This is a genomic window from Variovorax guangxiensis, from assembly GCF_003952165.1.
Classification (GTDB): domain Bacteria; phylum Pseudomonadota; class Gammaproteobacteria; order Burkholderiales; family Burkholderiaceae_C; genus Variovorax; species Variovorax guangxiensis.
Genome location: NZ_RXFT01000027.1, coordinates 1 through 13,559 on the forward strand (window position 1 = coordinate 1; position 13,559 = coordinate 13,559).

Here is a 13,559-nt window from a genome sequence, read left to right on the forward strand (position 1 = left end):
AGGGCAGGTCACTCAGATCAACCAAGAAGGCAGGACATTTCTCCCGCGCCGACCTCGCTTGCACGTCAAAGTCTGACGAACCACCGGTCTCTTGTGCGCCAGGGGAGTGCTGGTCGCCCCTGCTTCTGATGGTTGCAACTAGGGCTGATCGATGCCAACACAAGCCGCCGCGAACGGATAAGAGTAGCTGGCAGGTAGCATCGCTCTGAATCTGGCCAAAGCCAGCCACTCATTCATCCTCTCTTTGAGGCGAAGGCATGAATCGAGGTGTGCGCCAAATTGATCCGGACCAAGTAATAGATGTTGTCAGGGGCCATCGCTTTTTCCGCCTTCCGCCTCTCCCTCCAACACAGGCCGGTGGACGTCAGTTCAACCTACAAGTAGGCATCATTGCGCGCCCCCGCCAGAGGGCGTCAGGAAATCCTCGCGGAGCAAGAAGGCGTTCGACGAACCCGCCTGGATAAGAGCCTCCAGTAGACGAAGCATCGGATCGCGCAAGGCTGGGCGCTGCAACGCCGGCAATTGCTCGAACATCAATCGCGACACGATCTGGTCGAGCAAGAATCGTGCATTGCTTGACGCACGCAAGACAGTCTCAAGATCAGAGCCGAATTTTGAATCGATATAGGTCACGGCGCCCGGGAGCGACCTAGCGCCAATATCCGAGAGAAAATGAAGATAGGCTTCAAGAACAATCTCGGTTGCCGGTAGCGCCAAGAAGGCGCTATCAATCTGCAAATGAGCTGCACCGAGGAGACGCCACTCGCGAAGCCCCGGATTCCACTGCGTATTCAAGAACACGCGGCGGACTAGCTTGTTACCCCATGATCGCGCAGATGAAACCTCTTCAACCCACTGAGCAGATTTCACACGTTCGAGCACTGCCGCCCAAAGCGGCCAGAAGGTTTCTGCGTTGTTACGACGGTCGGCTGCCATGAGCATTTGCTCCAGCAAGTCTGCAAACTCGTTCGGCTCTTCGTCCACTTGCGGAAGCACGAAGTCAAGCAACTCTCTTGCTCGTGCTGCGTCGCATACCAAGATGAACTCCGCAAACGCTTCCCTGGCGGCGAACTGCAGCTCGAAGTTTGAGTGTCCGTGCTCCTGACGGTCCCACCAAAAGCCGAATCGGTTTGCCACCCATTCGAACAGCACTTGTCCGAGCGGATATGTCGGCCGAGAGCGGAAGAGAACGAGCAGCGACGCGACCAATCCGTCATCGCCATCGAGAAGTGTTGCATCAGGTTGCGGCGGAGAGGTCGGCCACTCCCCCTTGTCTAGATCGGCCTGCCGGGTCCTCCGCTCGCGCAGCAGATCTGCAGGATCCGGTCTTTGGTTCCAGCCAAGTTCCTCCACCCTCGCGTGTTGCTCGCGTCGCATCACGGCATCCTCGCAAAGCACGTGGAGAGCAAAATTCAATAGTTCCGGGACATTCATGAAGGCATCGATAGCCAAGCCTTCGACCGCTGTGCTCTGAACATGACGGTTGTGGTGTGTCAAAGCAGAGACAAGCAGTCGCTCCGCTCCAACTCGGTCAAGCTTGGGCGCAAGATGACCCAGGACGCTCGCGCACTCCGACGTGCCATCGACAGGGATGCTTGCGCCGAAAATATCGCCCGGGTTCGGAACCGATCCCAGAGCCTCATTCAAGACCTCAAGGCACCACGTCCTTTGATCGAACGACAACTCTTCCCAATGATCCCTGGCGACGGCAGCAGCCACCATCCGAGGGCCACCGTCCATGATGTCGCGAACGCCGGTTGCAGCGATTTCTCTCTCGACGGAGACAGCGAGTTCGAGGATCTGTTGCCAGCCCGCTGAAACATCCGATGGACTGTTCTCCAAATGGCGCCGCGCCCAGTTTTGAAGTGAGACCTTCCGGACGAACTGCTCATTCCCGACCGCAGACTGTGCGACCATGGATTGGACATCCGAAGGCAGCGGCCCCATGGCGAACTCGATGCCCCCCTCAACCGGAGTCTGGGTATATGTTCGAAGATCCATTCGGCGCAGAGCCAAGAGCCACTGCGACTGGCGCGTCGAACGTTGACTCTCCGGCGGCAACGCCGCAACGTAGCGGTCCAAGAGGACACAAACGTCCGCAGCGTTCGGCCCGAACTGCATTCGTCTCGCGAAATCTTCCAGCCCCTCTTTCCTATGCTTGAGGGCATTTGAAGCAATGCGCTCCTTCTGGAATACCTTTGAATAAGCATCCACCCCGCCCATAGCAAGTGGAGTCTGATCAGCGATCACCCTCGCAATGTCGAACTGAATGAATTCAGGGCACCCTAGTATGTCGACCCCGCACGCGCCAACTCGCTCTGGATAAGCCATGCACACGCTCGCCACGACGGATAGCGACGCGGCATTGTTAGAGTCGCGCAGAATGAAGTTGAGATAGCGTTGGACAACGTTGTCGGGCGCCCCGCTCTCGCAGAGTCCCAAGAGCCGGCTCTCCAACGCCATTAAGGCGCACTGGAGGACACTGGGAAACACCGAGGACCCGCGATAGGCCTGCCACAAGCGGGAAGTAAGGAAGACGTACCGGATAGTGCCATCCATCAAGCTCAACTGAACCTGCATAGATGGCTCGATCAGGGTGGCAGCAAATGAGCTAGATGCATACCTCGAGCAGCACTCGTTAACGAGTCCTACAATGAAACTAACTCCATGCTCCAGATGGTGATGCAGCAGTCCGAGAAAGGGACCTTGCATCGCAGACGAGGGAAAGAACCGGTGCTCGAAGCTGTAGGTCAACCCGAACACCGTTTCTATCTCTCTCATGGCGTGCCAATCACCGCCACCAACGTCGCTTGCCGGAATGAGCCACCTTTCCCTGCAAAGAGTCATGAGTTCGTCAGGGAAATCGCGCGCGAATGCTGTTGCCTGAAATGGCCGGAAGGTCTGCTTGGCGAGCATCGCTGCTTCTTCATCGTCTCGCAAGGATCGCCTTCCCGGGATTGCGGCTCTCCTAGCAAGGTCAGTAAAGACTGTGCGGTTCGCGTAAGGAACTTTGAGGAGCAGCTGGACCAGTCGTTCCCTGGGCACTGCTGGGCCGGGCCTCGCGACCTGGCTCGCCAACATCGCACCGATCAAAGAGCCAACGCTCTCGTGGCCTTCAGGATAAGGCTCGACGGCAGATACGGCGCTTGCCCAGTCCTCCATAAACTCGACCAGCAGCACGTCCATGCTTCGAGGAAGCTGAGTCCAATTTTGCGCAGCAAATCTAAGCAGGATGTGCCATGCGTTCCCCGATGGCACATGCCAGCGGACGGTAACGTCTAGCGCTTGCGACATCGGCGAGACCGTTTTGCAGCCTACGCGCACCAGATGCAGAATGCGTCGTAACAACAGGGCCTGGGAAGTCAGGAGTGGATCACTGAGCTGCCCCATGAAAGCATCAGCGGACCGCGACTGAAAAACCGCGAGCCACGTGTCGTCCCTAAAATGCGGCGGGATGCTGGTGTTAGAGCTAACCTCCGCTACAAAATCTGCAACGCCGCCACCGTCGACATCAAGCTGCTCGGAGAGCCACTTGCGATAGGCTCTCCGCAAAGCGGGATGTTCACCGACCTCAGCGACCATCGCCGCGGCGCTCCCGCCGTTCGCGGCAAACCGGCGCATGAACCATTCGACTAAGCCCCAGTCCTCAAGGACGTCGTGTGCCGCCGCGACTCGGGATCCGGTCTCGTCAAAGACCACCAGGTTGTCGTTGGCAAGCCTCTGCAGCGCCCCACCCTCGTCAGCGACTACGACGTAAGGCTGAAGCGCGCGCGCACGCTCTACGCACACGGCGAAGAACACCCGTTCTCGCCTAGCAGGCATTCCGTCCGCTACATAGTCCTCGTCCATGACGAGTTCACCCCACATCCTGCGCCGCAACGCCCGCTCTGTGTTCGGGACAGTCTCCCCTTCGGCAAACCGTAGCTCGGCAGCTTGAGTCAAAAGAAAGGGGTTGCGCAGTAGGGGCTGAAGCGCCGGAGTGGACAGCAACGGCACCAAAGCCGGTGTCGCGGCCTCCGCTTCTTGAAGCTCTTCGTCAGAGAGACCGTCGACCACGACTTTGGCAAAGTCCAAACCACTTGTGGCGAGCAGGCTACGTTCCACTACTTCGGCGTAGTAGTCCCGGCACGTGATCACCAGGGAGAGCGTCTGATCTTCTTTTGCTGCGACGAGCAAATCTTTGAACGCGGCTCTGTCCGATGCTTCGAGTAGCCGTTCCAGACCATCAATGAGAAAGGTCTTCCGGTGCAGTGGCAAGAGTCCGCCGAGCTCTCCCCAGGTCTGATTGATGTTGGCGTTTGCCAAAACCATGTCTATGTGCTGCGCCTTGAACTCCTCAGCAGAAAAGGCAAACGTAGTATCAGAGTTGCCGCTATTGACTAGGAGGTTCTTGCCGAGAACAGATTTTCCGCTGCCTGCGGCGCCCACCACAAAAACCACCTGATGTTTCGCAAAAGCCTCCTCAAGCTTCTTGCGGAGGCCATCCCTGCGAAAGCTCAGGCCGCGTGGGCCGATCTCATTTATGCGCCTCAAGGTGACGCCGGAATGCTGTCTCAAACGCAACAGCTCACCGTGTTTGGAAGACGGCACTTGTCTGTGGCGCCTCTGCGCCGCCACCGGCAGTCCGGCGAGATCCACGCTGCGACCTTCCGCAGCGGCAAGGCCTGCGAAGTCGATCAGCTCGCGCCAAGTCGTCGCCGGGGCATCGATCGGAGCATCGTTAGCGCGCAACGACCCGAGGATCGTTCTGATGGCAGCGTCATCCTTTCCAGATTCGTCCTGGAAATCGAAGCTCAGTACATGAAACGCCTGCAAGAAGCGCCAGACACGCTCGTCTGAAACGGCAGTTCCTTCAGCAGCATCCACAATCTGCTTGACCGCATCGTAGTCGTCTTTTGCACGCTTGTTGAGGGCTCCGCTGCCGTTGCGCCGGGAGGCAAAATCCTCTGCCGTTCCCGCCGCTCTCGCCTGGGCGAGCAGCCAGCGAAAATCGTGCTGAATCCGGTTGGTTCCCAAATACGTAACCAACACGAGCGCGTCACGGCCTTGCTGAAATAGCGCGGCGTTATTGAAGTCCCGCCAGGCGGCACTGATAGTGTCTTGGCATTCTTCGTTGCTCGAACTGACCGTGAACGTCCGTTTGATCTGCGCAGCCAGGTTCCGTTGCTGGCCGACCTCTGCATTCACCTCAATGACGAGATCGTCGATGCGCCATCCCAGGCGCCCCGCCTGAAAATGGATTCTCGTGGGTACTGAATCAGGGAAGATGGGCGCGAATGATCGAGTGAGAATCAGCGCTAAGAAATACGCACCGACTCGACGCTCGAAATCATTGCCTGCTCCTCCGGTCGAGATGACGCTTGCGACGACTGCGCTCATTGTTCCTCCTATGCCGACAAGTATCTCGTGGCTACTCCTCGTGGCGACGCGAATCTCTGAAGCTAAGCCGCCGCAGGCAGCGCTGACTCGGCCTGCTCGCTTAGCCTCAACGAACGGCGCAGGCAGCCAGTCAAAGCACCGAGTTCTTCGAAGCTGCGCCAGAATTGCGTCATGCAGATAGCACTACGAGACCCACACTCACCGCTCTCCTCCGGCGCCGAGCCCGCGCTCGACTCCTCGAGGCGAAGGGCCCAAGCCATTTTCCAGCTTCATTGGTGACTTGATGGGCAAGCTCGCCACGTTACCGATTCGAGCCTCACAACCCGAACCCATTCCACTCGGAAAATCCGCGTCGTCGCAGAGCCATTTCTTGATGCTGGCATAGGACAACATCGTCTGAAGCGTGCGATGGTCCTTGCACTCCAGTCTATCGGCCTCAGTGACGATAGACACGATCTCTCTGGGCACTCGGTCCTTGTCGTATCCGACGTGACGCCCTCGATACACCGGCCCACCGGAATCCCCCGCACAGGGCGCCGAGTTCTTCTTTTCCGGATCAAACGTCCACTCCATCCACCATCCGTGGCTCTTGGGAGTTCCGTTAAACCAACCAACCTCAATGGCATTCTCAGATTCAAACGTCCGCTGTCCTCCATTCTCGCCATAGCCGGCCATTGAGATCCTGCTGAGATCCGGCTTGCTCGCAAGACTGACCTTCGCAATGGGATTCGGCGCAGCCCTGGAGAGCTTCATCAGTGCAACATCAGCCTTGTCATGCATTCGAACCGGGCTCTGAGAAGCAAGCTCGTAATCTTCGAAGGCAACACACTGTCGATAAACTCCAGTCGTCATCAGCTTCTGGCGACAAGTAGCAAGCTCCGCCTCATCCTCCTTTGGCGCCATTACATATAGATCCGAAGCCTGGTACTTCTCAACACAGTGCTTCGCGGTGAGTACCAAATCCTGTTTGATCAAAGTGCCAGTGCAAGCCAATCCTCCTTGACGGCGTCGAATCTTGACAACCTCCATGAATCCGAGGGGGTTGAACTGCTCCTCCTGGCGGTCCGGAAGGCCCTTGACAGCATTCGCGACTTCTTTCGATTGCACCATGCAATCTGGACGGTACTCATTCACCGGATTGAAACAGTCAGAAGCCCCGGCCCGTATGAGCTTCCAGCCCATCATCTCCTCGGTCGTCGGCTTCGTTTTGCCAGGTAGAGCCGGCGCAGGGCTTCCGGGATAGCCCATCCCTCGAGATCCGTCAGGCTCCTTATATGACTTGATCATCCCAACTCGATCCGGGTCTGAATTCTGCAGCGCCTGGGGACTGAACTCGCGAGTGGCATGGTAGGTGATCAGCTTACTGGCCTCACTCAAAGTGAGCTCGCGGTCTCTCGGATCCTGAAGGAGCTCAATCCAGTCCTTCCCGACGAGTCCATCTTGGGGCATGCTGTATGAAGCTCCAAGTTTTTGACGGGATCGGCTCTTCGTCAGATTGTGGGCTGCCGTCATATCCGCCTTGATGACAATTTGCCCCCACACCTGAGACTTTTGAGCAGCAGTCAGGCCCTCAGAGCGATCCAGTTGACGTATTGCTCGGGATGCAGCCTTGCGTTGCGCATCTGACAGCTTCCCCCAAGTGTCGGGAGCAATGCTCCGAAAGGTCAGCCCTTCCGTCGGAAGACGGTCCGTAATCTTCCCCAGTTCTTCATATCGAAGTGCCACATCTGAGCGCCTCGTCCTGACGGCACCTAGATCCGCGTTCTGCTGGGCAATCGCGCCTTGCACGACCAGTCCCCCGATCAAGAAAGCACCTCCGATACGCAGCATGACCGCCTCCTATCTGAAGTTCCTGGTGGAGATCTCCTCGGCGACATTCCGCATCTGATCTTCCTTGGACGCTCCCAACCAGGGTGCCAAGACAAGGAATGCTCCGTCACCCTTGGCGACCCGCCCGCCCTCGACCTTAGCGCCCAGGCGTTGATACTTCAAAGCCGCTACGACACCAAAGTCCATGCCATCTGCTTTGCCAAGCAACTCCGTCTTCCGACGATACGATGGTGCGCTGACTTCTCCCTTCACAATCGCCCCCCAGCAACCATCGGTTGAGGAACGAATGTGATTAACAAAGGCGATGATGACTTGCGTACTGCCCGCCGTTGCAATGGCCATCTTCTGGCGATACCGCACTCCATCGCTCGAGTCAACCGGTGTCTTAAGAACGCCGTCGTAGAAAGAATGCTGAGCGTTCGTGATCCCTTCATGGAAAGCGAGATCTTGCAAACCATGCAACATGTATCCAAGGTAGTAAAGGGCATCCGAAGCACTTTGACTGCCGGTCATTCGACATGACGATACCGCTTTCTTCGCGTAAGAATCGATCCACTCCTGGAACTTCTTCTTGGCGTCAACTTGGGTCTGATTGATCTCTCCCGATTGCTCGTCATTGCTGGTTTGCGCGTGCGCGGCCGGCGTCCCCCAGTCATAGAAATCGGCGTCCCCAGCAGCATTCGCAAGCAGATCGATCACCGAAGCAGGCCAAGTGATCCCCATCGGGCTCTGCGAATCAATCAATGCCTGCCTCGTTATTTCGTAATGCCCATCGTCGCCCGCGTGCCCAAGGAGGAATGCAAAAGGCAGCCCACCAGTCTTTGCCTTCTTGTACTTCGAGAGCTTGGCATTTGGTCCGAAGTAGACGTCCAGCTCGCATGATTCCTTCTGGACGGTGCACTCAACGAACATTCCCTCCACACGGTCTCTCTCCAAGATCGCCTTCGCTGGAACCCGCTCCACCGTATAGCGGCTCTCTTTGATGGCCCTTAGAGCGATGTCCGATTTGGACGTGGGCCCCCGCGAGGAGCAAGCAGAGAGCTCAGTCAACGCCCGAATAGGAATGATCGGTCTCAGCTTTCCTTGAGCGTCGTAGACCATCTCCAAGAGGCGATCAGCAGGCGTTGAACACCAAGGGGTTCGCTCAACGCCAACGTCCTCAGATGCCGCCTCCTCCGCAGCCGTCACCACAGGGGTGAGCAAGGTGAGGCAGGCAAAGGCGATGGCATTCAAAGCACTTGGAGAACAGTTTGATTCCACAAAACACCTCCTGACCACGACATGATCGAGCTTTTCGGGGAGAGTGCCATACCACAAACTGATGAGGACATCCCTATTGCCGCTCGGCCTACTGGTGCGTCTGCCGCGCCAGTTTCTCTGCAATGGCGCAAGCGAACTTGCCCAAAGAGTGATCTTTTATGGGATCGGCATTGTGAATAACGCTGTATCGGTAGCCGGTGATCGTAGGATTGTTGGCTGATGGTGCAAAGAACGTACTCTGTGCCGATCGCAGCAACGCCAGGATCTCTCCACGCTCGTAGATGCGCTCGATCTTCAGACCCTTTGAATTGCTCTCTCTAAGGTCCTTCTGGACTGAGAAGTACCCAGTCACAGGGGATGGATGAAAGGCATAGACTCTGGTCACTGGGGGAACCCCCTCTTGGGAAGGCAGCGCATAAGCAAACTGCTGAGCGAGTCCACCCCCGAGGGAATGCCCCGTGGACACTATGGTTGGCGTTGCTCCCTTCCACTCTCCCGAGGCCATACGCCTCTGAAACTCCTTGATGAATGCTGGCCCGAGCTTGCGGACAACAAGGGTGTATTGGTCATCGTGGAGGGGAATAAACCATCGCAGGTTCGCGAGCCAGTCATTGCGATTGCCGATGACCGTTCCGCCAAAGGCCACTGCCACTTGGGGCGGGCTCTCTTTGCTTCAGACCTCGACCCGCAGGTGGTTGCCCAGAATTTCGTCTCTTAGATGGGTATCGTTGGGGAAGTCTTTCCAACGCGACCATTTGATCGCATCGAGCGCTTGGTCTGCATCTTGGCAGGAGTCCGGATCTTTCTTTGCAGCTTCAGTTTTCTCGTAAGCGGATTGCGACAGCCAAGCGTATGCGAGGTGTCGCTTGGCCTCAGGTGCAAACGGGCGCAGTTCGTCGATGATGCGATCACCGGGATGTCGAACTGCTACCTGATCTTCGGTCTGTTGTAGAGAAACGCATCCGGTACAAATCAGCACCGCGAGCGACGCGCCAATTGCTCGAATCGTTGGAATCATGGCTCCTCACCTTCGCAAACAGGATACGGCGGAACTGATAGTGAACGCAATCAGTAACGGCTCGGGCCCTGCTAGCTCTGAGCTGAAGCATGAGAACGCATTTCGGGAAATCCCCTTCAACGAAACGATATTCCAAATACTCTCCGCACACCAGATTGGTGCCCAAATCGTCCGCGTTGACACCACTCCTGCGAATCTTGCCTTGCTCGTCTACAACCGATCTGAGATCAGATCGATTCACATCAGACTCTCAGCGACAATTGCGCATTTGAGCTCCATATCGATCTTCGAGGTTTCCTTGCTGTCTACTCGGTCAATCATCTTTACCGCGAAAGCTTTGACCCGCGGTATCCCTCTGCTCGTCTGTCTCGCAACTGTCGGGTGCTCTAACTACAGCCCGCCGGCAAATGCACCGACGGCGGAGTTGCAGGCTCGTATTCTTGGGTTCTCCAGTCGCCAACATGGGGGTGTGATCACCGTCGCGACACCCCAATGTGGAGACAAAGCGTGGTGGCCGAAGCAACTCTTTACCAATGTGGGCTACAGCAGCAAGACTCGGCCTGAAGGCAAAGTCGCCGTGCAAGCGGGTCGTCCTATCGTTCTCAGCTATTCACACTCCTACCCCTTCAACAGTTCGCTCAATGCCGTTTGCGGCAATAGGCTGATCGTCAATCTTGAGCAAAGCGTTCAGTACGAGGCCACTGCAACCATGACGCTCAAGCCAGACGCAGCCCGCAGTGAGCCACCTGGTTACTGCACCTTCGAGTTGGTCGAGATGCAGACTCGGCGTCCAGTACCGACCACGTCGCTGGGATGTGACGCCACCCAATAGGGTTTCACCGCTCATCGTTAGCGGCAATCGTCAATCGGACCAAGCGGAAGTGCTATTCGTCTCAAGGCGTTGGTGGAATCCATCCCCAACACGCCGATCGCAAAACCTATCTGGTGCGGCTCCTTGCAAGCTCGATCGCGTCACGGAGATAGCAGTAGTCACAGCCTGCCTATACTCGGCCGAACTGGAGGGTCGAAGATGACTGTGCGAACTGTCGTGTGGGCCGTCACCGTCGGGCTTGCGGTGGCCGTTGCGACGATCTTTTATTGCCACCCGCCCAAAGAGCCCTCGGATTGGGCGAGCTGGGCATCCGCTGTTGGGACCGTTGCCGCAGTCTTTGCGGCTGTATGGGCAACCTTCGCAGCCGAAGATCGGCAGCATAGGGATGCCTTGAGAAGCGCACGCATTACTTCCGTGGCGCTTGCATCCCAGGTATCTCGATTGATCGAAGACGTGGAACGAATGTACGCGGTCAATTAATCACGCCCTTGTTCTGTGAACGACAAACTGTGAGGCTACGTGCCCATGTAGAGCAACATGGACATGTAGACATGACAGAGCAGTACGCAGAGTTGAGAGGCCGGCTGGTTGTGGGGCGCAAGGGTGACGGTCGCAGCGTCTACGACGAGGCCGCCAAGAAGGAGTTGATCGTTGCCTGCCTCAAGCAAGGAGTTTCGGTGGCACGCATGGCGATGGAGCACGGTGTCAACACGAACTTGCTGAGGACGTGGATCACGGCCTACCAGCGACGAAGTGCTCAGGTATCAGCGGGCGACATCGCGCGAGCGCAGGATGCGCCATTCGTTGCCGTACATGTAGAGGGCGAACAAGATCAGAGTGAACGAGTGCCTCAGCGCGAGTGTGCGGTGACGGTGCCCGCGGTCGCCCACACACCAGCTACGGCGATGGCTGTGATCTCGGATGAAGGCCCTTTGGCAGCACCGCCCCCGATGGTCGCTTTGCAGGTGCGACTGCCCAACGGTGTGCAGCTCGATCTCGGTGAGACGAGCTTGCAGGAATTGCCCACGCTGGTGCAGATGCTGAGCCGACTGTCATGTTCCGCTTCGACGAAGGGCTGAAGGTCTACCTGCACCGCGAGCCCGTGGACTTCCGGCTGAACATCAACGGCCTGGCCGTGCTGGTGGAGCAGGCGCTGGGCCTGGACCCGTTCGCCTCCTGTGCGTATGTATTCAGCAATCGCCGACGCGACCGAGTGAAGATCCGGGGTTGGGAGCGCAACGGATTCTGGCTGTTGCTCAAGCGCCTGGAGAAGGACCGGTTCATCTGGCCTTCGATCGAGGCGGTTCCCACGCTGACGCCCGAGCAGCTGCACTGGCTGCTGGAGGGTATCGACATCGCGGTGGTGCAACGCCACTCCCATCTGCGCTATTCGAGCGTGGCTTGAAGGAACGATGATGAGACATGCCGATCCAATCGGGCGTGTCGTCGCCTGTCACCATCACCGCTGAAGAACTCGCTGCGCTCATTGCAGAGCGCGATGCGTTGGCTGGTGCGCTTCGAGTGGCGACTACCGAGCGCGACCTCGCACTGGAGCGGCTGAAGGCGCTGCAGCGCCAGCTGTTCGCGGCCAAGAGCGAAGCCCGCAGCACGGACCAGAAGGACCTGTTCCTCAACGAGGCCGAGGCACTCGCCCCCACCGATCAGACGCCGCAGGCCGAGGTCGAAGACATCGACGAAGAGGAGTCGACGCCGGTCGCCGGGCATCAACGCAAGAAGCGTGGACGCAAGCCACTGGACCCGGCACTGCCGCGCGAGATCGTACGCCACGAACTGCCCGAGGCCGAGCGTGTGTGCGCGCATGACGGGCACGCGCTGGTGGAGATCGGCGCCGAGGTCAGCGAGCAGATGGACGTCATCCCCGAGCAGGTGCGCGTGCTGCAGCATCACCGCATCAAGTACGCCTGTCCCTGCTGCGATCAGAGCCTGAAGGTTGCACCGACGCCGGCGCGCATCATCCCGCGGGGGCTGCTCACCGAGCAGGCGCAGGCCTGGGTCATCACCGGCAAGTACCAGTTCGGCATGCCGCTGTATCGCACGGCTGTATTGCTGCGCCGCTTCGGGGGCGACATCGCGAGCAACACCCTGGCCTCTGGCATCGTACGCATCGGCCAGACTGTGCAGCCGGTCATCAACCTGTTGCGCGACCACTTGCTGGACTCGGACCTGATCTACGGCGACGAGACCACGGTCCAGGTCCTCAAGGAGCCGGGACGCAAGGCCCAGACGAAGAGCTACATGTGGGCGCAGATGAATGGCACTGGCCCACCGGTACGGTTGTTCACCTATGCACCGGGGCGCGGCGCTGTACACGCCGAGAAGCTGTATGCCGGCATCCGTCCCGGCACCCCGCTCATCACCGACGGGTATGAGGTCTACAACGGCATCGCGAAGGCCGGCGGCCTCACGCATCTCGGGTGCTGGGTTCACGCACGTCGCCCCTTCATCAAGGCCGAGGAGTCCATCCCGAAGGCAGCTCGTTCACCCGATCAGCTCGCGACCCGGTTCGTACGGCTGATTGCCAAGCTGTACCGTGCGGAGGCGCTGGCCAGGGACTGGACGCCCGAGCGCCGGCTGCGACTGCGTTCGCGCTACAGCGCCGTCGTTGTGCGCGAGATCGAACGGCTGTTGCTCACGCACCTGCACGCCGTCGCGCCATCGAGCCTGCTGGGCGAAGCGCTGCCTACCTGCACGGGCAGTGGCCCAAGCTCGTGCGGTTCCTGGACAACGGCACCTGGCCGCTGGACTCCAACCCGGTGGAGAACGAATCGAGACTTCGCTGGAAAACGTCGCTCTCAACGGAACAGGCATGTCGACGATTGCCAACTTGGTGGACAGGCTGAGAAGGCTTCAGGTTCCAAGCGAAGAGCAACTCCTTCGTCTAGCCCATGCGCCCGGCACCATGGCCGTTGATGTTGCATCCGGCCTTGGGATGATCGGCTACGCAGTCAGCCTGCTGTCACCAGCAGAATTGGCCCCACTTGGCAACGACGACACATCCAAGACCAAGGAGGGTGCCAGTCGTGCTCGGCCGGTAGTCAACACCGCAAGGGTAACCCTCTTGAAAGCGGTCCAGGACATGGTTGCGTTCCACTCATCTTTGAAGGGGAAGCCATGACCCTTGCTTGCGTCTAGAAAGCGACAACGGGAGCCGTTCGATGCATCCGCAGACTTTCAAGCCCTTCAGCTTTTGACGGCAGCTTCATTCGTCGTGCGTGGCTA

9 protein-coding genes and 1 pseudogene are annotated in these 13,559 nt (G+C 58.3%); 5 read left to right on the plus strand and 5 right to left on the minus strand.

Features of this window, described 5'->3' with window-relative positions:
- Window positions 1–387 precede the first annotated feature (387 nt).
- The 5 genes from EJP67_RS33170 to EJP67_RS33190 all read right to left on the minus strand — a co-directional run bounded on the left by EJP67_RS33170 (window position 388) and on the right by EJP67_RS33190 (window position 9,487).
- Window positions 388–5,379 (minus strand): nSTAND1 domain-containing NTPase, encoded by a 4,992-nt coding sequence (locus tag EJP67_RS33170; RefSeq protein WP_126025965.1) that lies wholly within the window; start codon window positions 5,377–5,379, stop codon window positions 388–390.
- Window positions 5,380–5,577: 198 nt separating this feature from the next.
- On the minus strand, window positions 5,578–7,209 hold the full coding sequence (locus EJP67_RS33175; RefSeq protein ID WP_126025966.1) for a trypsin-like serine protease: 1,632 nt from the start codon (window positions 7,207–7,209) through the stop codon (window positions 5,578–5,580).
- 9 nt (window positions 7,210–7,218) lie between these two features.
- Window positions 7,219–8,442 (minus strand): phospholipase C/P1 nuclease family protein, encoded by a 1,224-nt coding sequence (locus EJP67_RS33180; protein WP_126025967.1) that lies wholly within the window; start codon window positions 8,440–8,442, stop codon window positions 7,219–7,221.
- 115 nt (window positions 8,443–8,557) lie between these two features.
- Complete coding sequence (locus EJP67_RS33185) at window positions 8,558–9,121, minus strand: lipase family protein (protein ID WP_126025968.1); 564 nt, start codon at window positions 9,119–9,121, stop codon at window positions 8,558–8,560.
- Between the two features lie 21 nt (window positions 9,122–9,142).
- Window positions 9,143–9,487, minus strand: a complete 345-nt coding sequence (locus EJP67_RS33190; protein ID WP_126025969.1) for a hypothetical protein — start codon at window positions 9,485–9,487, stop codon at window positions 9,143–9,145.
- On the opposite strand from EJP67_RS33190, the gene EJP67_RS33195 reads away from it, so the two are divergent.
- The 5 genes and pseudogenes from EJP67_RS33195 (at window position 9,486) to EJP67_RS33215 (ending at window position 13,455) form a co-directional block, all read left to right on the plus strand.
- Window positions 9,486–10,319, plus strand: a complete 834-nt coding sequence (locus EJP67_RS33195; protein ID WP_126025970.1) for a hypothetical protein — start codon at window positions 9,486–9,488, stop codon at window positions 10,317–10,319. The two genes, EJP67_RS33190 and EJP67_RS33195, sit on opposite strands and share 2 nt — an antisense overlap.
- A 551-nt stretch (window positions 10,320–10,870) precedes the next feature.
- A complete protein-coding gene (locus tag EJP67_RS33200) occupies window positions 10,871–11,398 on the plus strand; it encodes a transposase (protein ID WP_126025971.1) in 528 nt (175 codons plus the stop codon).
- Window positions 11,374–11,724, plus strand: a complete 351-nt coding sequence (tnpB, locus tag EJP67_RS33205; RefSeq protein ID WP_126025972.1) for an IS66 family insertion sequence element accessory protein TnpB — start codon at window positions 11,374–11,376, stop codon at window positions 11,722–11,724. The genes EJP67_RS33200 and tnpB overlap by 25 nt, the downstream gene beginning before the upstream one ends.
- 17 nt (window positions 11,725–11,741) lie before the next feature.
- Window positions 11,742–13,180, plus strand: a pseudogene (gene tnpC, locus EJP67_RS33210) (IS66 family transposase).
- Complete coding sequence (locus EJP67_RS33215) at window positions 13,147–13,455, plus strand: hypothetical protein (RefSeq protein ID WP_126025973.1); 309 nt, start codon at window positions 13,147–13,149, stop codon at window positions 13,453–13,455. Before tnpC ends, EJP67_RS33215 begins: the two are co-directional and overlap by 34 nt.
- The last annotated feature ends 104 nt before the right edge of the window (window positions 13,456–13,559 follow it).